Annotated in this window: 20 protein-coding genes and 2 riboswitches; of the genes, 18 read left to right on the top strand and 2 right to left on the bottom strand. The window is 50.9% G+C overall.

Annotation, left to right across the window (positions count from 1 at the left end; all coding sequences use genetic code 11):
• The first annotated feature begins 1 nt into the window (after position 1).
• The 11 genes from ACZ481_RS12225 (at position 2) to hslO (ending at position 11,360) form a co-directional block, all read left to right on the top strand.
• Positions 2-1,267 carry an FtsW/RodA/SpoVE family cell cycle protein gene (locus tag ACZ481_RS12225; protein ID WP_464770410.1) on the top strand — a complete coding sequence of 422 codons (1,266 nt, stop codon included), beginning with the start codon at positions 2-4 and terminating at the stop codon, positions 1,265-1,267.
• Positions 1,257-2,681, top strand: a complete 1,425-nt coding sequence (locus ACZ481_RS12220) for a peptidoglycan D,D-transpeptidase FtsI family protein (protein ID WP_464770409.1) — start codon at positions 1,257-1,259, stop codon at positions 2,679-2,681. Before ACZ481_RS12225 ends, ACZ481_RS12220 begins: the two co-directional genes overlap by 11 nt.
• Before the next feature lie 12 nt (positions 2,682-2,693).
• Positions 2,694-4,580, top strand: a complete 1,887-nt coding sequence (gene pknB / locus ACZ481_RS12215; protein ID WP_464770408.1) for a Stk1 family PASTA domain-containing Ser/Thr kinase — start codon at positions 2,694-2,696, stop codon at positions 4,578-4,580.
• Between the two features lie 12 nt (positions 4,581-4,592).
• Positions 4,593-5,468: a ribosome small subunit-dependent GTPase A gene (rsgA, locus tag ACZ481_RS12210; protein WP_464770407.1), complete on the top strand. Its 876-nt coding sequence runs from the start codon at positions 4,593-4,595 to the stop codon at positions 5,466-5,468.
• Positions 5,469-6,128: a ribulose-phosphate 3-epimerase gene (rpe, locus tag ACZ481_RS12205; RefSeq protein WP_464770406.1), complete on the top strand. Its 660-nt coding sequence runs from the start codon at positions 5,469-5,471 to the stop codon at positions 6,126-6,128.
• Positions 6,129-6,169: 41 nt separating this feature from the next.
• Positions 6,170-6,302: riboswitch (FMN riboswitch) on the top strand.
• Positions 6,303-6,399: 97 nt separating this feature from the next.
• A complete protein-coding gene (ribD, locus tag ACZ481_RS12200) occupies positions 6,400-7,539 on the top strand; it encodes a bifunctional diaminohydroxyphosphoribosylaminopyrimidine deaminase/5-amino-6-(5-phosphoribosylamino)uracil reductase RibD (protein ID WP_464770405.1) in 1,140 nt (379 codons plus the stop codon).
• Positions 7,502-8,155, top strand: a complete 654-nt coding sequence (locus tag ACZ481_RS12195; RefSeq protein WP_464770404.1) for a riboflavin synthase — start codon at positions 7,502-7,504, stop codon at positions 8,153-8,155. The genes ribD and ACZ481_RS12195 overlap by 38 nt, the downstream gene beginning before the upstream one ends.
• A 42-nt stretch (positions 8,156-8,197) precedes the next feature.
• Positions 8,198-9,412 (top strand): bifunctional 3,4-dihydroxy-2-butanone-4-phosphate synthase/GTP cyclohydrolase II, encoded by a 1,215-nt coding sequence (locus ACZ481_RS12190; RefSeq protein ID WP_464770403.1) that lies wholly within the window; start codon positions 8,198-8,200, stop codon positions 9,410-9,412.
• Positions 9,412-9,882, top strand: a complete 471-nt coding sequence (ribH, locus tag ACZ481_RS12185) for a 6,7-dimethyl-8-ribityllumazine synthase (RefSeq protein WP_464770402.1) — start codon at positions 9,412-9,414, stop codon at positions 9,880-9,882. The genes ACZ481_RS12190 and ribH overlap by 1 nt, the downstream gene beginning before the upstream one ends.
• A 30-nt stretch (positions 9,883-9,912) precedes the next feature.
• Entirely contained in the window at positions 9,913-10,470 is a 558-nt protein-coding gene (gene yfcE / locus ACZ481_RS12180; RefSeq protein WP_464770401.1) for a phosphodiesterase, read from the top strand.
• A 14-nt stretch (positions 10,471-10,484) separates the two neighbouring features.
• Positions 10,485-11,360, top strand: coding sequence for an Hsp33 family molecular chaperone HslO (gene hslO / locus ACZ481_RS12175; RefSeq protein WP_464770400.1), 876 nt, complete (start codon positions 10,485-10,487; stop codon positions 11,358-11,360).
• 185 nt (positions 11,361-11,545) lie between these two features.
• Here the strand turns inward: hslO and rpmB are convergent, their stop codons facing one another.
• Positions 11,546-11,737 (bottom strand): 50S ribosomal protein L28, encoded by a 192-nt coding sequence (gene rpmB / locus ACZ481_RS12170; protein WP_464770399.1) that lies wholly within the window; start codon positions 11,735-11,737, stop codon positions 11,546-11,548.
• Between the two features lie 194 nt (positions 11,738-11,931).
• Between rpmB and ACZ481_RS12165 the strand changes: the two genes are divergently transcribed.
• The 4 genes from ACZ481_RS12165 to ACZ481_RS12150 all read left to right on the top strand — a co-directional run bounded on the left by ACZ481_RS12165 (position 11,932) and on the right by ACZ481_RS12150 (position 15,361).
• A complete protein-coding gene (locus tag ACZ481_RS12165) occupies positions 11,932-12,138 on the top strand; it encodes a DUF1858 domain-containing protein (RefSeq protein ID WP_464770398.1) in 207 nt (68 codons plus the stop codon).
• Positions 12,107-14,209 (top strand): ATP-dependent DNA helicase RecG, encoded by a 2,103-nt coding sequence (recG, locus tag ACZ481_RS12160; RefSeq protein ID WP_464770397.1) that lies wholly within the window; start codon positions 12,107-12,109, stop codon positions 14,207-14,209. The genes ACZ481_RS12165 and recG overlap by 32 nt, the downstream gene beginning before the upstream one ends.
• Before the next feature lie 221 nt (positions 14,210-14,430).
• Positions 14,431-14,634 carry a hypothetical protein gene (locus tag ACZ481_RS12155; RefSeq protein WP_464770396.1) on the top strand — a complete coding sequence of 68 codons (204 nt, stop codon included), beginning with the start codon at positions 14,431-14,433 and terminating at the stop codon, positions 14,632-14,634.
• Between the two features lie 52 nt (positions 14,635-14,686).
• A complete protein-coding gene (locus ACZ481_RS12150) occupies positions 14,687-15,361 on the top strand; it encodes a TVP38/TMEM64 family protein (RefSeq protein WP_464770395.1) in 675 nt (224 codons plus the stop codon).
• Between the two features lie 42 nt (positions 15,362-15,403).
• Here ACZ481_RS12150 and ACZ481_RS12145 read toward each other — a convergent pair whose 3' ends face one another.
• Positions 15,404-15,967 (bottom strand): hypothetical protein, encoded by a 564-nt coding sequence (locus ACZ481_RS12145; protein WP_464770394.1) that lies wholly within the window; start codon positions 15,965-15,967, stop codon positions 15,404-15,406.
• Positions 15,968-16,136: 169 nt separating this feature from the next.
• Between ACZ481_RS12145 and ACZ481_RS12140 the strand changes: the two genes are divergently transcribed.
• The 3 genes from ACZ481_RS12140 (at position 16,137) to ACZ481_RS12130 (ending at position 17,825) form a co-directional block, all read left to right on the top strand.
• Positions 16,137-16,322, top strand: coding sequence for a 2-hydroxymuconate tautomerase (locus ACZ481_RS12140; protein WP_464770393.1), 186 nt, complete (start codon positions 16,137-16,139; stop codon positions 16,320-16,322).
• A 70-nt stretch (positions 16,323-16,392) separates the two neighbouring features.
• Positions 16,393-16,890, top strand: coding sequence for a hypothetical protein (locus ACZ481_RS12135; protein WP_464770392.1), 498 nt, complete (start codon positions 16,393-16,395; stop codon positions 16,888-16,890).
• A gap of 160 nt (positions 16,891-17,050) precedes the next feature.
• A riboswitch (cyclic di-AMP (ydaO/yuaA leader) is annotated at positions 17,051-17,186 on the top strand.
• Positions 17,187-17,189: 3 nt separating this feature from the next.
• Positions 17,190-17,825, top strand: a complete 636-nt coding sequence (locus tag ACZ481_RS12130) for a peptidoglycan-binding protein (protein WP_464770391.1) — start codon at positions 17,190-17,192, stop codon at positions 17,823-17,825.
• Positions 17,826-17,875: the final 50 nt, after the last annotated feature.

The raw sequence follows: 17,875 nt of genomic DNA, 5'->3' as shown, positions 1-17,875 counted from the left end.
TATGAAGCAAACAAGATTAACCGAGTTAGGGTTGCTGGTCCTGGCCGGCCTGATACTGATTAATGGCTATCTCGCAGTTACTCTAACAAATAATCAATTTAGTCTGCAGGGGCTGGCGGCAATTAGCGGCTTAATTCTGCTGTGGACAGTAACAGCAACTGTCATACGCGGCTCTTCAGCCGGTGCCGACCCGCTGCTGTTGCCGCTGGCAGTATTTTTAGCCTCTATCGGGTTAACAATGATATTAAGGCTGCGACCTGATTTATTTTTTCCCCAGGCGTTGTGGCTGGCGGCAGGCCTCCTGGCCTTTGCCATTACCGGCCGTATTTTCCGCCAGGCCGAAGCAATTGCCAAATATAAATATGTATGCGGCCTAACAGGCATCGCTTTATTATTACTCACCATCACCCTGGGCATTGACATTGGCGGCAATAAAAACTGGGTTATTCTGGGTCCTATGCGCTTTCAGCCCTCCGAGTTCGCCAAACTGCTTATCATCCTGTTTTTGGCTGCCTATCTAAGCGAAAGACAACAGCTCCTGACCTATGCCACCAGGCACTATGGCCCGTTCACTCTGCCTCACCCCCGGTTTATAGCACCGCTATTGGCCCTATGGGGGTTGACAATGACCATGCTTATTGTCCAGCGGGACCTGGGCTCGGCGCTGTTGTATTTCGGCACCACCGTTATCATGGCCTATATGGCCAGCGGCAGGCTTAGTTACGTTGTCTTGGCGCTTGGCCTGTTTTTTGCAGGGTCTGTTATCTGTTATCTGGTGTTTCCCCATGTACAAGTCCGGATTGATATCTGGCTTAATCCCTGGACTGATCCCAGCGGCCGCGCCTATCAGATAGTCCAGTCATTGTTTGCCTTTGGTTCAGGCGGGATACTGGGGAGCGGTCTTACTTACGGCTATCCGGATATCATCCCGGAGGTACATACTGATTTTATATTTGCCGCCATCGGCGAGGAACTGGGACTAGCCGGTTCAGCCGCCGTAATAATTGCTTATATCCTGATTGTATACCGTGCCTTTCGCACAGCCCTGACTGCGGCAACAGCATTTACGATGCTGCTCGCCGGCGGACTGGCCGTATTGACAGCGCTGCAGACTTTTCTTATCATCGGCGGCGTAACCAAATTTTTGCCGTTGACCGGTATAACCCTGCCGCTCATCAGCTATGGCGGCAGCTCAATGGTCTCCAGTTTTATCCTGCTGGGTATGTTATTTGCCATATCGGAGGCGACAGTGCCCCATGAAAAATAAAATGAACCAGGATCAGCCAATTCGCCGGCATATCTATAAAGTTGCCCTGTTCTCCATCGGCTTGCTGGTCCTATTGCTGGGTTATATTACTTATCTTCAGGTTATTGAGAGCAACAGCCTCGCCTTTAATCCTTTAAACCGGCGCACCGCCGAGGCAGCCCGCAAAGTCGAACGGGGGCTGATTACCGATAGCCAGGGTAAAGTAATTGCTATAAGTAAACAAACAGCCCAACAGGATTATCGGCGCGAATATCCCGGGGGCGCATTATTTGCGCATGTAGTCGGCTATGACAGCCTCAAATATGGCAAAACCGGGATTGAAAGTGCCTATGACGGCTATCTGTCCGGGCAAATAGCCCCGGAACGCCGGTTGGGCGCGATCAGTCAGTTGTTTAAAGCCGGTGCAGGGGACAATATTACCCTGACACTGGATGCCCGGCTGCAGCAAGCTGCTTATCAGGCACTGGGAGATAACCGCGGCGCTATTGTTGCCATCGCCCCCAGGACGGGGGCAATTTTAGCCATGGTCAGCCGCCCTGGTTTTAATCCAGGCAGTATTGACGACAACTGGAATGATATCTCGCAGGCCGCGAGCAGCCCGCTGCTTAACCGGGCGACACAGGGCCTGTATCCGCCCGGCTCGATTATCAAAGTCCTTGTGGCCGAAACGGCGCTGGCCGAACAAATAGCCACAGGCGAAAGTGAGTTTACTTGTACCGGGGCACTGAAAATCGGACCTGATTATGTACTGCCCGAGTCCGGTAACAAAGCGCATGGTAAACTCAAGCTGGAAGAGGCGCTGGCAGTATCCTGCAATGTAACTTTCGGCCAATTGGCACTGGACCTGGGATCTGCCAAAATGGCCAGAAGTTTTGAGCGGTATGGATTCTCTCGGCCGCTGGACGGTGATATCAGGGAGACGCCAGGTAAACTGCCGGATTTTAGCAAACTGGGCGACGGCGATTTGGCGCAAACAGGAATTGGTCAGGGCAGTCTGCTGGTTACGCCGCTGAGGATGGCTCTGCTGGCAGCAGCTTTTGCCAACAAGGGTATCATGATGAAACCCTATTTAGTACAAAAAATCACCACCCCGGACGGGGTGGCAGTTAAAGAGACCGCACCGGAAAAATGGCTGTCACCGGTGGATGAACAGCTTGCCGCCCAGGTAGCCCGCATGATGGTCACCGTAATAGAAGAAGGCACCGGCCAAGGAGCGGCCATCCGGAATATTGAGGTTGCCGGTAAAACCGGCACAGCCGAAAATCCACACGGCTCGCCGCATGCCTGGTTTATCGGCTTTGCACCGGCGGCGAATCCGCAGGTTGCGATTGCCGTGGTTGTCGAAAACGCCGGTGCCGGCGGCGCCATCGCCGCGCCGGCAGCGCGGCAAGTCCTGGTACAGGCATTACAATAAGGGGGTGAATATATGCTCAATCGCACACTTGATGATCGTTACACAATACTGGAACGTATTGGCGGCGGGGGGATGGCCGACGTATATCGTGCTCACGATAAGCTGCTTGACCGTTCAGTAGCTGTTAAGGTACTCCGCTCACAGTTTACTGACGACGAGGAGTTTGTAAGCCGGTTCCGGCGTGAAGCCCAGGCAGCCGCCAGGCTTTCTCACCCCAATATTGTTAATATTTACGATGTTGGTCTGGATGAACAAGCCTATTATATTATTATGGAATATATCTCCGGGGAAACACTAAAGGACAAAATTGAACGGGAAGCGCCCCTGCCTGTGGAAACAGCGGTGCGGATCGCCATCGAAATAGCAGAAGCACTTGAACATGCTCATCAAAACAATTTGGTTCATTGTGATATTAAACCACATAATATTCTTGTCACCCGTTCCGGCCGCATTAAAGTAACTGACTTTGGCATTGCCAGAGCCGTTACTTCCTCGACCATGACCAACTCCGGCACAATTATCGGCTCAGTCCATTATTTTTCTCCGGAACAGGCCAAAGGTGCCGCCGTGGGCGCCAAGTCAGATATTTATTCACTCGGCGTTGTTCTCTATGAAATGCTTACAGGCCAGGTCCCGTTTACCGGTGAATCACCGATCAGCATTGCCCTTAAGCATCTGCAGGAAGAACCAAAGGCCCCCCGTGAACTAAATCCTGACATCCCACCCCTCATTGAGGCCATTGTTCTAAAAGCAATGGCTAAAGAACCTGCGGCCAGATTTAATGATATTGGCGAAATGACTGCCGATTTTAAATTAACCCAGCATTATCTCAGGGATGACAGCACCCGCCGCTTATCGCACAATGATTTCCCTACCCAGGTCCTGCCGCCGGTAACACCGCCCTCAAACCCAGGCAACCCTAACAACCCGGTTCAGTCACCAGGCCTCACGCCTGACAGGCCGGCAACCAAAAACAGCAGGCCCTGGATCTGGGGAAGCCTGATTTTTCTGCTGCTGGTTTCGGCCCTTGCCGCCTTTCTAGGCTTCGGCAAATTCTGGAGCCTTAGTGAGGTGATTGTACCGGACGTTGTCGGCAAGCAGGTAGATACGGCCCGCAATATCTTAATCAGTAATAACCTGCGCGTTACCGTGTCCGATGCTTTCGATGATAAAGTCCCGGCCGGGTATGTTATTTCCCAGCAACCGGAAGCGGGAGCAACGGTCAAAGAGCAGCGGACCATTACCGTTATCGTCAGCAAGGGCGGCGAGGTGACTGTAGTGCCCGATTTGCGCGGCCTCAACCGTCGCGATGCGGAGCTGCAGATTAAAAATTCCGGGTTGAAGGTAGGCCGGATTGACGAACAATTCGCAGAGGATAGCCCGCAGGATACGGTTATCAGCCAGAATCCCCGGCCGCCGGCGCAAATAACCAAAGGTACGGCGATTGATATTGTTGTAAGTAAGGGGGCCGGACCGAAAAAAGTCATACTGCCTGATTTCCAAGGCTCCCTCTTGAGTACTGTTGCCTCGCAGCTGGAAAGCCTGAAGCTAAAACAGGGACAAGTAACGGAAATCCTCAATGACAAATACCCGCCGGGAACCATTGTCGGCCAGAATCCACTCCCGGCTACGGAAGTGGCAGAGGGTACAGCAATTGACTTTTCCGTAGCTAAAGGCGTACCGGGAGCTGTCAAAAGAGCCATGGTGCAAATAACAGTGCCTGACGGCTCAAACCGGCAGCCACTGCAAATTGTGGTGACAGACGCCAATGGCCGCCGTGTCGTGTATGAAGGCACGCATAAAGCCGGGGAGCGGGTGGAAAAAACGGTAGAAGGTATTGGCCAGGTACGGGTGCAAGTATATATAAACGAAAAATTATTGCAGGAACAAACAATATAGGAGGCTCATCATGTGCTGAAAGGTATTGTGGTAAAAGCCTATAACAGTTACTACTATGTACAGGCCGGCAGTAGAATCGTCACCTGCAGTCTCCGTGGCCGGTTTAAAAAGGAGCGCTTTTCCCTCCTGGTGGGCGATGAGGTGACCTATACCATAACCGGCCCGGACAAAGGCGTCATTGAAGAGATCCTGCCCCGTCGCAGCATGCTGAAGCGGCCAATGGTAGCCAATGTGGACCAGGTTGTTTTAACCTTTGCCGCTGTCAATCCGAATATCAATACAACGCTAGTGGATAAGTTTCTGGTTATTGCCGAATTTTCTGAGCTGGAAATAATCCTCTGCATTAACAAGATCGATTTATCGAATACGGAATCTATCGCCGAATTAGCCGGGCTGTATGAACAGATCGGGTATAAGGTGCTTACCGTTTCCGCCCGGCAGGGCATAGGGATCGATGTATTACGCTCGCTGCTTTTTGATAAAATCAGCGTATTTGCCGGCCCCTCCGGTGCCGGCAAATCAACTATTCTAAATGCCGTTCAGCCCGGACTGGAGCTCATGACAGGAGACGTCAGCCACAAAATCGGCCGGGGCAAGCATACCACACGGTTTGCCGAGCTTATGCCGGTGAGCGGCGGCGGTTTTGTCGTTGATACTCCGGGATTCAGTTTCACCGAGTTTAACGATATAGAGGAAGCGCATCTGATGGACTATTTCCCTGATATAGCCAGGCTGGCGCCAACCTGCAAATTCAGTTCCTGCCTGCATCACCGGGAGCCCCAGTGTGCCGTTAAACAGGCCGTCGCCAACGGACTCATACGTCAGGAAAGGTATCAGTCCTATATTGAGATATTAACTGAAATCAGAGAAAGCAGGAAGGACTACTAGATGACTACGCCGATTAAAGTTGCCCCTTCTATTTTATCTGCCGATTTTTCACACTTAGCGGCGGAAATACTTAAAATTGAACAGGCCGGAGCCGACTGGGTACACATCGATGTTATGGACGGCCACTTTGTCCCTAACCTAACCTTTGGCGCGCCGGTTGTCGCGGCCATCCGTCCTGTCACCAAACTACCTTTTGACGTTCATTTAATGGTCAGCAACCCCCAGGACTTTGTTGATCCTTTTGTAAAAGCCGGCGCCGATATCATTACGGTTCATGCGGAGACCGCCCCGCACCTGCACCGCCTGATTCAAACCATTAAAGAGCGGGGAAAGAAAGCCGGCGTATCTTTAAATCCCGCAACACCGCTCTCAGTAGTGGAAGAAGTGCTTGGCGACATTGATATGGTCCTGATCATGAGCGTCAATCCGGGCTTTGGCGGTCAGCAGTTCATACCGGCTGCAGTTGACAAGATTGCCCGTCTGCGGGCGATGCTTACTGCCCGCAGACTCACTGTTGATATTGAGGTAGACGGGGGCATTAATGCGGTTACGGCCCGTAAGGTTACGGCTGCCGGCGCCAATATCCTGGTTGCCGGTTCCGCCGTATACGGCGCCCCGGACATAGCGGCAGCAATTAAGGCCATCCGGGGTCTTGATTAATTTGGCGCTTAATGGTAACATAGGTAGTAGCTAATTTTATATTCAGCCTTTGGGGCAAGGTGAAAAAGAGAGATCTTTTGATTCCTGACCGGCGGTACAGCCCGCGAGCCGTTATACGGCTGATCTGGTGCAATTCCAGAGCCGACAGTATAGTCTGGATGGTAAAAGGCGTATATGCTGCCATAATGGCAGTTACTGAATTTTCCCTTTAACTGTTGATAGCCCCAAAGCTAATCAACAGTTTTTATTTTACCTGTACTGGGGGACTTTTATGGATGAGTATTACATGCAGCAGGCACTGACAATCGCTCAGTACGCTCAGGGCCGGACCAGCCCTAATCCAATGGTAGGCGCTGTTATCGTCAAAGACGGCCGCATTGTCGGCCAGGGGTGGCACCGGCAGGCAGGCACGCCCCATGCTGAGATTCATGCTTTGATCCAGGCAGGCGACCTGGCGAGAGGGGCCACCGTCTATGTGACGCTCGAGCCATGCTCTCATCACGGCCGGACCGGGCCCTGCGCCGATGCCCTGATTCAAGCCGGTGTCAGTAAAGTTGTTGCCGCCATGACTGATCCCAATCCGCTGGTTGCCGGTAATGGCTTTAACCGCCTCCGGGCAGCCGGCATCCAAGTTGTGGAAGGTGTTCTGTCAGCAGAAGCAGCCCGCCTCAACGAAGTGTTTATTAAATGGATGGTTACCGGCGGCATGCCCTGGGGGGTTCTCAAAACAGCCATGTCTCTTGACGGCAAAATTGCTGCTTATACCGGTGACTCTAAGTGGATAACCGGCGCAGCGGCAAGAGCGTATGTCCATCAACTCCGCGATACGTATGCAGGTATTCTGGTAGGTATCGGTACGGTGCTTGCCGATAATCCGGAATTAACTACCCGCTTGCCCGCGGCTGGCCGCAATCCGGTGAGGATTATTGTTGACAGTATGGCCCGTACGCCGCTGACTGCGAAGGTAGTAACCGACGGCCAGGCGCAAACCATTATCGCTGTCAGCCGCGAGGCCCCGGCTGACAGGGTTGCCGCTCTCGGCAGCCAAGGCGTTGAGGTACTAACGCTTGACCAGACACCGGCAGGCATCAACCTGCGCCAGCTGTTTAAAATATTGGGAGAACGCCGCATTACCAGTATATTGGTGGAAGGTGGCGCCACGATCAATGCGTCAGTGCTTGCAGCCGGTTTAATCGATAAAGTCCACTGCTTCATTGCTCCGAAAATAATTGGCGGCCACACCGCGCCAACCCCGGTAGGAGGCACAGGCTTTCCGGCTGTAGACCAGGCGCTTGGACTGGAGGACCTGAAAACGGAAGCCTTAGGCACCGACATTTTACTTACCGGCTATATAACCGGACGGGAGGGACACAATGTTTACCGGACTTGTGGAAGAACTCGGCCAAGTTAAACAAATCGCGAGAGGCGCCAAATCTGTGCGTCTGACCGTAAGTGGCCGCAAAGTACTGACAGATGTTAAGCTTGGCGACAGCATTGCCGTTAACGGCACCTGCCTCACCGTTGTCGACTATGGCCGTGACTGGTTTACTGCCGATGTCATGCCGGAAACAGTTGACCGGACAGCCCTGGCTGAACTCCAGACCGGCGACACGGTCAACCTGGAGCGCACGCTCCGGGTTGGCGATCGCCTCGGCGGGCATATCGTCAGCGGTCACATTGACGGTGTCGGTCTGATTCTGACCAAGGAACAAAATGACAATGCCGTTATTGTCAGAATTAGTGCCGGCCCCGAAGTTATGCGCTATGTTATTAACAAAGGCTCCGTTGCCATTGACGGCACAAGCCTTACTGTCGTCGACTCCGGCCCGGACTGGTTTACCGTTTCCCTGATTCCCCATACGGCGGCCCTGACTACCGTAGGGCTAAAACCAGCAGGCAAGCAAGTAAATTTAGAAGCAGACATCATCGGCAAATATGTTGAAAAACTGCTTGGTCTAAAACCGGACAGCAAGCCGGCTGACAGGATAACGCTCGGCTTTCTTGAACAGCACGGCTTTGCCCGCTGAGCAATACACGGCCAGGTAATGAAACGGAGGAAGTTGGTTATTATGAAATTCAATACGATTGAAGAAGCGATTGAAGATATAAAAAATGGTAAAATCGTAGTCGTTATTGACGATGAGGACCGGGAAAACGAAGGTGACCTTGTGATAGCGGCCGAAAAAGTAACCCCTGAAGCCATCAATTTTATGGCTACCCACGCCCGCGGCTTGATTTGCATGCCAATTATCGGCAACAGGCTTGATGAACTCGGCATTGGGGCTATGGTCGCTGAGAATACGGACAATCATTGTACGGCTTTTACAGTCTCCATTGACGCCAAATCAGTGACAACCGGCATATCGGCCCAGGAAAGGGCAGCCACTGTACAGGCAGTGCTTGATCGTAAAACAAGGAGCAGTGACCTGAGACGCCCCGGGCATATCTTCCCGCTCAGATACTGTGAGGGCGGTGTGCTGCGCCGTACAGGACATACGGAAGCGGCTGTGGATTTGGCCGTATTGGCCGGCCTGTATCCGGCCGGCGTAATCTGCGAAGTAATGAATGAAGATGGCACAATGTCCCGGACGCCGGAATTAATGGAGTTTGTAAAAAAACATGAACTGAAACTCATAACCATAGCCGACCTGATCAAATACCGGAAACAACATGAACGGTTTGTTACCAGAGCGGCCGAAACCAACCTGCCGACCAAATATGGTGATTTCCGCCTCATTGCCTATGAAAGTCAACTGGATAATCAGTGCCATATTGCCCTGGTAAAGGGGGATATTACCAATAAGCAAAATGTATTGGTGCGGGTCCATTCCGAATGCCTGACAGGTGATGTTCTCGGATCTCTGCGCTGCGACTGCGGCGATCAGCTGGCTCATGCCCTAAAACGCATCGAACAGGAAGGCAGCGGCGTATTGCTCTATATGCGGCAGGAAGGCAGGGGCATTGGCCTGGCGAATAAAATCCGCGCCTACGCCTTGCAGGATAAGGGCAAAGACACAGTCGAAGCCAATGAACTTTTAGGCTTTGCCCCTGACCTCAGGGATTATGGCATTGGCGCCCAGATATTAGCCGACCTTGGTTTGACCAGTATCAGGCTGCTTACCAACAACCCCCGCAAACGGATCGGGCTTGAGGGCTACGGACTGACAATTACGGAACGGGTGCCGCTGGAAATATTGGCGAACAAATTTAACAACCGGTATTTATCTGCCAAAAAATCCAAACTGGGACATTTACTCAAACAATATGAGGAGGCACAAAAATAATGGAGAATAGTAAAATTCATGAAGGAAATCTGGTTGCGGATGGATTAAAATTCGGCATCATTGTCGCCCGGTTTAATGAATTTATTACCAGCAAACTGCTGGGTGGCGCCCTGGATGCCCTCAAGCGCCACGGTGCTGCCGGCGAGAACGTGGAAATTGCCTGGGTCCCCGGTGCCTATGAGATTCCGCTTGTAGCGCAGAAGCTGGCAATGAGCAAAAAATATGATGCGGTCATCTGCCTGGGCACGGTAATCAGGGGCAGCACCAGCCATTACGACTATGTTTGCGCCGAGGTATCCAAAGGGGTGGCTCAGGTTGGCTTGCATAGCGGGGTCCCGACCATCTTCGGCGTGCTCACTACCGACACCATTGAACAAGCGATCGAGCGGGCCGGCACCAAAGCGGGGAACAAAGGTTTTGATGCCGCCGTGTCGGCCATCGAGATGGCAAATCTGCTCAAAGGACTATAGCGCATAACTCTGCCTTGCTGGAGGTTGACCATGAAAATTGGCATAATCAGTGATACCCATGGCTGCCTGGAAACCTGGCAGCGTGTATTCAGCCGCTATTTCCAGGATGCCGATTTGATTATCCATGCCGGTGATGTACTTTACCATGGACCGCGCAATCCGATTCCGGCTGAGTATAATCCCCAACAACTGGCTGAAGTTCTTAACAGCTGCCCCGTACCTATTATTACTGCCTGCGGGAACTGTGACGCCGAGGTTGACGGCATGGTGCTCAAACTCCCCATTCAGTCACCGTACGCCTATCTTATGCTGAATGGCTTGAGAATCACTGTAACCCATGGGCATAATCTGACCGAAGCTGCCCGGCAGGAGCTGGCGGCGCGCTTGAAAGCCGATATTTTCATTACCGGCCATACGCATATCGCCAGTCTGGAACACCATAACGGTGTCTTTTACCTGAACCCCGGCTCACCGGGAATGACAAAACATCCTGACGGTTACAGCACCATTGCCTGGATAAAGGGCAGTAAGATTGAAATACTAGATATAACAACAGGCCAGCCGCTTATTGCCAAGGAGCTGGCCTAGTGCCGGAGGTACCTATGCATGACCATTTAATCCGGGCCACAGCACCGGGAATCCGCGCTTTTGCCGCAGTTACCACCAGCCTGGTGGAAGAAGCGCGGCGGCGTCATGATTGTTTCCCGGTGGCCACAGCAGCCCTGGGCCGGACAATGACGGGTGCGCTGCTGCTGGCCGCCAATTTAAAGACAGCCGAAAGCCTGACGATTAGAATTGCCGGTGATGGCCCGCTTGGCGAAATAGTGGCAGATGCTGCTCCTGACGGGTCGGTTCGCGGCTATGTCCGCAACCCCGTTGTGGACCTGCCGCTACACAACGGTAAGCTGGCTGTCGGCCGGGCAGTGGGCAGCGGTCATATTCATATCACCCGGTTTGTTGGCCTTAAACAGCCGTTTACCGGCAGCACCGCCCTCGTGTCAGGTGAAATTGCGGAAGATATCACCCAGTATCTCACCGTGTCTGAGCAAACCCCGTCCAGCGTTGCCCTGGGGGTCTTAATAGCCCCTGACACAACAACCCTGGCAGCCGGCGGTTTCTTTATCCAGGCTCTGCCTGATGCTAAAGAAGACGCACTCATAAAACTGGAAACCAATCTGCGCCACATCCCCTCCGTTTCACATATGGTACACAGCGGCCAGGATGCCAAAGGGATCCTGGAAACGGTTTTTGCCGGTTTGCCGGCCACTTTTTATGACTCGCTGGCTCTGCGGTTTCATTGTCAGTGTTCACGCGCAAGAGTGCAGAATATGCTGATAAGCCTTGGGGCCGAGGAACTGGAAGCAATGACTGCCGAAGGCCAGGCCGAGGTATGCTGTCATTTTTGCAATGAGAAATATCAGTTTAACGCCACCGAGCTGGCTGCTATTTTACAGCTGCTGCAGCAAAATAATAAATAAGAACAGACTTGGCTTGTGCCCTTGAGGGTATAGTCGTTCTTATGTCCAGAGAATTTATTGATAAATTCTGGCAGACTAAAAAAATTAAACCAGCGTTCCCAAACGGGCCGCTGGTTTTACACTATTTTGCAAATAAGAAAAGACCTGGCTTTTGCCAAGTCCTTTATTAACTGTGTACGGCAGGTTTAGACCGCCCGTTGGATTTTACCGGAACGCAGACAACGTGTGCATACATTCAGGCGTTTAGTTTCACCTTTAACTAATGCTTTGATTCTTTGTATATTAGGTTTCCAGGTGCGCTTGGTTTTAAGGTTAGAATGGCTGACATTGAAGCCGGAACGCTCACCTTTACCACAGATTTCACAAATATTTGCCATCTATTTCCACCTCCTGTAGGACAAATCCTCATGTACTCAACATGACTATTTTAGCATAAATTACTTATGAAGTGCAAGGCTAAATTGAATTTTTACAGGATATTTTCACAAAATCGCCGGTACCGGGTGGGCGCCGGCAGGAATTGCGCGTATAATATGGAAAATAGAAATAAATAAGCGAAGGGGGGCTACCTATGTTTACTAGAAGCACTCCGCTGATTGAAGCGCTCCGTTTACATGCCAAAGCGTACGAGATTTTTGCCAAATATGGCATGGGCTGTACCGGCTGTATGGGCTCAACCACAGAAACGATTGAAACCGGTGCCATTATGCATGAGATTGACGTCGAGGCACTACTGGCTGAACTAAATGATTTACTGGCAGGAACAGATAAAGTGTAAGGTGATTATTATTCAGAAATTATGGACGGCAAAAATACAGTTTTTAAAAGGCGTGGGACCGGCTAATGCCGCCAAACTGGCGAAATTAGGGATTTTTACGGTAGGACAGCTCCTGGAGCACTATCCGCGCCGCTATGAAGACCGGAGCAACCATAAGCTGATTGCGGAATTAACTGACGGATTGTATGAAACGTTCCGGGCAGTCATCATTAATATCAGTGAGCTTAAATCACACCGCGGCCTGAGGATCGTAAAAATCACCGTCAGGGATCCATCCGGTGTGGCTCAGCTTACCTGGTTCAATCAGTCGTATATTAAAAACAGGTATAAGACAGGGATGGAGCTTATTATTTCCGGCAAAGTCCAGCGGCGCCTGCACACTGTAGAAATAAACAAGCCTGACATCGAGTTAGCCGCCGACTTTAATGCCGACTCCGGGCAGATTATACCTGTATATCCGGCGATCGAGAGTATTCCGCAATGGCAGCTGCGTGCACTTACCCGCCAGGCAGTGGAAATATTTCATACCTTACCGGTGTCTGAGGCAGAAACCCTGCCTCAGGCAATACTTTCCGACTACAACCTGATCAATCGCCAACAGGCCCTGACTGCCATCCACTTTCCCCCCACCAGGGAAATGCTGGCCGCAGCCCGGCGGCGGCTGGTATTTGAAGAGTTATATTTATTACAGTGCGGCCTGACATACTTAAAACAACAAAACAAACACAAAAGCCCGGGCATCAAACATGCTCCTGATGGAAAACTGGTAACGGCAATAGAGAATAAGCTGCCCTTCACATTAACCGGTGATCAACAGCAAGCCCTGGGGGAGATTAAAGCCGACATGGAAGATATCACCTCTATGCAGCGTTTGCTCCAGGGAGATGTTGGCTCCGGCAAAACAGTGATTGCCACAGTGGCACTGGCTAAGACCGTGGAAAATGGCTACCAGGGAGCCCTGATGGCTCCCACTGAGATTTTAGCTGAACAGCATTATCATTCCCTGGCCAGATTACTTGCACCTCATGGCATCAAACTGGCCGTTCTCACCGGGAAACTTACCCGTAAGGCCCGCGAACAGGTGCTGGGCCAAATTAAAGAAGGCGGCATTGACATTGTTGTCGGCACGCATGCACTAATTCAGACTGATGTTGAGTTCAAGCATCTGGGCCTTGTTGTAACCGACGAACAGCACCGCTTTGGCGTTCAGCAGCGGGCACGGCTGGAAGCCAAAGGGGGACAGCCTGATGTATTAGTGATGACGGCCACACCCATTCCCCGGACCATGGCCCTTACGGTTTATGGTGATCTTGATGTGTCTGTTATCCGCGAGCTGCCGCCGGGGCGTCAGCCAATTGCCACTTATTCACGGGCCAGCAGCCGCCGGGACAAAGTCTATGCCTTTGCCCTGGATCAGATTAAGGCTGGCCGTCAGGTCTATGTTGTCTGCCCGCTTATTGAGGAATCAGACAAGGTGGAAGCGCAGTCGGCGATAAAAATCTATGATGAATTATCGACCACATTTTTTAGAGGCTATACCTGCGGGTTGCTGCATGGTAAAATGAAGCCACAGGAAAAAGACGGCATCATGTCGGCTTTTGCCGCCGGTGAGATTAAAGCCTTGATTGCAACGACAGTCATCGAGGTTGGTGTTAATGTACCTAATGCCACGGTCATGATTATTGAGGGTGCCGACCGGTTTGGCCTGGCCCAGCTTCACCAGTTACGCGGCCGGGTAGGCAGGGGAGAGCATAAATCCTACTGTATTCTATTATCTGACAGCACCAGCCAGGAGACAGTGGAGCGGCTTAAGGTCATGACCGAGATTAATGATGGGTTTATCCTGGCTGAAAAGGATTTGATTTTGCGAGGGCCGGGCCAGTTTTTCGGCACAGTCCAGCATGGCATCCCTGATTTAAAAATTGCTGATATTATCAGAGATACCGATATTTTGCTGGAAGCGCGCCGTGCGGCTCAGCAGACCGTTTGTACGCCTGAATACCTTAACCGGGTTTGGCAGACATTGTTAAGCTGGTTTGGCGAAAACTTTACTATGGTATTCTGCAGATAAGGCTTACGGCTGATCTGCAGAAGTATTTGCAAATTGTGGCAGAACCAAAAAAAGGGGCGGCCCGAAGGCCGCCAATTATGGGAGAGGAGAAAATTTACATTACTAATATTGACATTCTCAGGCAGGTTTATACATAAAAATAACAGGTTTTGAAAATATTTTTTAATTTTTTATCACCACCGCGCGCACACTAAAAAAAATCGGATAAGGAGAGGTGCGGCATGGTAAAAGATTATACTGAACAGCAACTAAGAAATATTGCCGGAGAATGTCAGGAATTTGAGCATGTTATCACGGCAATGGGGTATGGTTATTCGCTGCTTAATGTATCGCCGTCCACTTATGCCCGACGTTGTGCTGACTGTATTCACTGGCTGGAGGGCTCTTGCAACATATTCAGAAAAGAACTGTCTCAATACGATTAACCCCGAAACAGCGCTGTGTAGCGCTGTTTTTAAAGAACAGGAAGGATATGAAATGAAAAAAGCCCTGGGTTGGCTGGCGGTCCTGACACTTATTATCCTAATGTACCTGTGGCAGCCGGAATTTTTTCAGCAGGCGTACGGTATTATCGAAAAGGGTGATATTGCCGCTTTGGCTGAATACCTTCGCTCCTTTGGTGCCGGCGCTGTCCTTGTTACGCTTATTTTATTTGTTGTCATGACCTTTACCATTGTTTTTCCGTTTATGATTCTTTCCGGGGCAGCCGGTATTGTTTTCGGGTTGTTTTGGGGTATCATGATTTCCTGGGCGGGCGAAGTTCTCGGGGCCATAGCCATGTTTGTCTTTGCCCGTTACTGCTTTCGCTCGTTAGTCGAACGCTCGATTAAGAAAAGCTGCTATTTAAAGCAGATAGACGACTATAGTGCCGCCAATGGCTTCAAGGCGCTATTGCTTGCCAGGCTGCTGCCCTTAGCCCCGTCAGGAATTATTACCGCCGTGGCCGCAATCAGCAGGATTTCCTGCAAGGACTTCCTACTAGCCACAGGGATCGGCAAACTGCCGCCGGTAATCATCAAGGTCTTACTGGGTCATGATCTGGTGTTTGCCGGTGAAAATAGTATACGGCTTATGCTTATTATCACTTTGGTGGCTGCACTCTACGGTGGCCTGTGGTGGCGCAAGGCGCGAAAGAAACGCCAGTGCAAATAATATAAACGGGCACAACGCCGGTGTGCCCGTTACAGGTAGCTTTTAAGAATTAATCTCCTCTTGCCTGCAGGTATCAACTTGCTCAACCACCAGCGACACATGGCCAACTGCTGATACAATACTGCCTAAGGGGATAATTGAGGTACCACTGATGCCTGACGGCACAGACAAAGCGATGTTGGTGGCGCGCACCTCGAAAGTTGAAATTTCATTGGTATTCCCGCAGAGTGATGTTGTATCCAGGACCTGTAGCGCGGCCACACCAAAACTGGCGGTTTGGGTACTGAAAAGGGCACCAATCGTAAACCCTAGCTGGCCAAGAGATTGTGTTACACGGGCAATCGGGCCGCCATCTTTCAAAATTTCAAATTGAGCCTGGGCAAAGCCGGGGGTGCTTAAGACAACGCTCACAGTCGGTATTATTGGTGTAAAGGTTACGCTCCAGTTGATGACGGCTCGTACCAGATAGGCGTCCCGGCGTGTAGGTACAGTAATCGAGCATAGGCTTACGGTGCCGTTAGCAGGCAGGGTCGTCGTGAAGGGCGGCGTATCAATAGCATTAATTTCGCACCCGTAAACTCTTTCAATATCTTTTAAGGTAGCCATAAAAATCCTCCTTTTTTTTTTCATGATCGTGGAACTCTATTGTATCGTATGCTACATAGTATGAATTAGTGATAGAGAGTTCCGAAGTCATATAATCTCTATTCATTCAGCAGGGATTATATGTATGTATGGCGAAAATAAAAACTATAAATAACCAGGAGGGATAACTATGCCCATTGTACAAATCGACATGTTAGAAGGCCGGTCCCTGGAGCAAAAACGGGAATTAGTTAAAAAGGTAACTGAAGCGATTGTGGAAACAGCCAAATGCCCGCCGGAAGCGGTAACCATTGTCTTACGCGAGGCTCCAACCCAACATATTGCCAAAGCTGGCGTATTAGCAGCAGATAGATAAGCATTAGGCCATTTCGTGAGGAAATGGCCTAATTTCCTAATAATATTTAAAAGGTGGTGACTCAGCTGATATGGTGCCGCTTCAATTCGCCCTTGAACTGGAAACTGCGCTAAATAATCAGCTTGCAATACTGGCAGCCCATACCGGATCATTGCCGGCAATGACGCTGGTTAATACGTTCCAGGAAAAGTTCTATGCTTTACTCACTGTTGCCAGTACTGTAGATATTGATATTGCCAGGTACCCGGTTGTCGAAGCAGCCGAACTCCTGGGCAGTGACTCGGACTGGCAGCAGTTCACAGCCCAGGCCAAGCCTGGGACCGATCCGGTAAACCTGCCGGCCCTGACAGCCCTCTGGTCTATATACACTCTAATAGACCGCTCGGCCCAGTATTACCAGCAGGCGGCCGCCAATAACGCCCATCCGGCGGCCAGACTGTTTTTTCATTCCTTAGCCGAAACCAAAAAAATATTGCGGGGACGCTTGGCCGGTATTATTCAATCCTCAGTGAACTATTATTGGGGGCAACTCGGCTTTGCCCCGTTTATGCTGGGTAAAGAATTATAACCGGGAACAGGGGCTGCAAAACTGCAGCCTCTTTATTTTTTACAGGCCTTTCTTTAAAACCATGCATTACCGGGCATATGCCCAAAAAACAAAGATAAGAGTCGTTATTTACTAATAAACAAACTTATGTCAACTTGCTTTACCCCCAAAAATCATGTACACTATCGACAAGCCGAATTTCCTTATTAAGAGGAAAATGGGGGACCCATTTTGGGGGTGAATCCGCGCTATGCGGTAGGGATTTCCCTTTGTCCCGAACCCGTCAGCTAACCTCGTAGGCTTTAGAAAGGGGTATCTAAATGAAAAACATCCAAAAAATTGTGTACAGCACCGGCGCGCTGGCTGTTCTGGCTGCCACTCTCTGGCTGTCACCAGTTTCCGCTGCCCTGGGCGACCAGACCCTCAAGCCAGGTATGGAAGGCCAGGATGTCCGGGAGCTTCAGGGCCGGCTCAATGATTTAGGCTATAACCTTGCAGTTGATGGCATATATGGTGACAGCACCGAGCAAGCGGTTACAGAACTCCAGCAGGCGAAAAATATTAATGCCGACGGTATTGCCGGGCAGGCCACCTTGCAAATTCTGGTGGGCAATCGGGGAACAGAGGTATCACGCGGCAGTGCGCCCGAACGTTACAAAGCCGTGCTCGACATCAAAGCTACGGCTTATGCTCCCGGTCCGCACGACAATGGCCAATGGGGCAATCTGACCTATATGGGCACACAGATACGCCCAGGTGTCATTGCGGTTGACCCCCGGGTAATTCCCCTTGGCTCAAGGGTATATATCCAGTTTGCTGACGGCAGCGGCATGTATGGCATAGCCGAAGACACCGGTGGGGCAATTAAAGGCAACCGCATCGACATCGCCATGGTCTCTGTAGCTAAGGCTTATGATTTTGGCGTCCAACAAGTTAAAGTATATGTTCTTGGTTAACAGCAATGCCTGGTGCATACCAGGCATTGTTTTATTTTTTTTATTCAAGA

The organism is Sporomusa intestinalis, from assembly GCF_055383785.1.
The sequence above is the reverse complement of the archived record's forward strand: the minus strand, read 5'-3'. Positions and strand labels throughout refer to the sequence as shown.

What these genes read in the sequence shown, in the direction of transcription:
- hslO (WP_464770400.1), top strand. Translation starts at nt 10,485, where the DNA reads ATGCATGACCATTTAATCCGGGCCACAGCACCGGGAATCCGCGCTTTT.
- ACZ481_RS12225 (WP_464770410.1), top strand. Translation starts at nt 2, where the DNA reads ATGAAGCAAACAAGATTAACCGAGTTAGGGTTGCTGGTCCTGGCCGGC.
- ACZ481_RS12135 (WP_464770392.1), top strand. Translation starts at nt 16,393, where the DNA reads ATGGTGCCGCTTCAATTCGCCCTTGAACTGGAAACTGCGCTAAATAAT.
- rpmB (WP_464770399.1), bottom strand. Translation starts at nt 11,737, where the DNA reads ATGGCAAATATTTGTGAAATCTGTGGTAAAGGTGAGCGTTCCGGCTTC.
- ACZ481_RS12130 (WP_464770391.1), top strand. Translation starts at nt 17,190, where the DNA reads ATGAAAAACATCCAAAAAATTGTGTACAGCACCGGCGCGCTGGCTGTT.
- rpe (WP_464770406.1), top strand. Translation starts at nt 5,469, where the DNA reads ATGACTACGCCGATTAAAGTTGCCCCTTCTATTTTATCTGCCGATTTT.
- ACZ481_RS12220 (WP_464770409.1), top strand. Translation starts at nt 1,257, where the DNA reads ATGAAAAATAAAATGAACCAGGATCAGCCAATTCGCCGGCATATCTAT.
- recG (WP_464770397.1), top strand. Translation starts at nt 12,107, where the DNA reads ATGATTTACTGGCAGGAACAGATAAAGTGTAAGGTGATTATTATTCAG.
- ACZ481_RS12190 (WP_464770403.1), top strand. Translation starts at nt 8,198, where the DNA reads ATGAAATTCAATACGATTGAAGAAGCGATTGAAGATATAAAAAATGGT.
- yfcE (WP_464770401.1), top strand. Translation starts at nt 9,913, where the DNA reads ATGAAAATTGGCATAATCAGTGATACCCATGGCTGCCTGGAAACCTGG.
- ACZ481_RS12165 (WP_464770398.1), top strand. Translation starts at nt 11,932, where the DNA reads ATGTTTACTAGAAGCACTCCGCTGATTGAAGCGCTCCGTTTACATGCC.
- ACZ481_RS12195 (WP_464770404.1), top strand. Translation starts at nt 7,502, where the DNA reads ATGTTTACCGGACTTGTGGAAGAACTCGGCCAAGTTAAACAAATCGCG.
- ACZ481_RS12150 (WP_464770395.1), top strand. Translation starts at nt 14,687, where the DNA reads ATGAAAAAAGCCCTGGGTTGGCTGGCGGTCCTGACACTTATTATCCTA.
- ribH (WP_464770402.1), top strand. Translation starts at nt 9,412, where the DNA reads ATGGAGAATAGTAAAATTCATGAAGGAAATCTGGTTGCGGATGGATTA.
- ACZ481_RS12140 (WP_464770393.1), top strand. Translation starts at nt 16,137, where the DNA reads ATGCCCATTGTACAAATCGACATGTTAGAAGGCCGGTCCCTGGAGCAA.
- ribD (WP_464770405.1), top strand. Translation starts at nt 6,400, where the DNA reads ATGGATGAGTATTACATGCAGCAGGCACTGACAATCGCTCAGTACGCT.
- ACZ481_RS12145 (WP_464770394.1), bottom strand. Translation starts at nt 15,967, where the DNA reads ATGGCTACCTTAAAAGATATTGAAAGAGTTTACGGGTGCGAAATTAAT.
- pknB (WP_464770408.1), top strand. Translation starts at nt 2,694, where the DNA reads ATGCTCAATCGCACACTTGATGATCGTTACACAATACTGGAACGTATT.
- ACZ481_RS12155 (WP_464770396.1), top strand. Translation starts at nt 14,431, where the DNA reads ATGGTAAAAGATTATACTGAACAGCAACTAAGAAATATTGCCGGAGAA.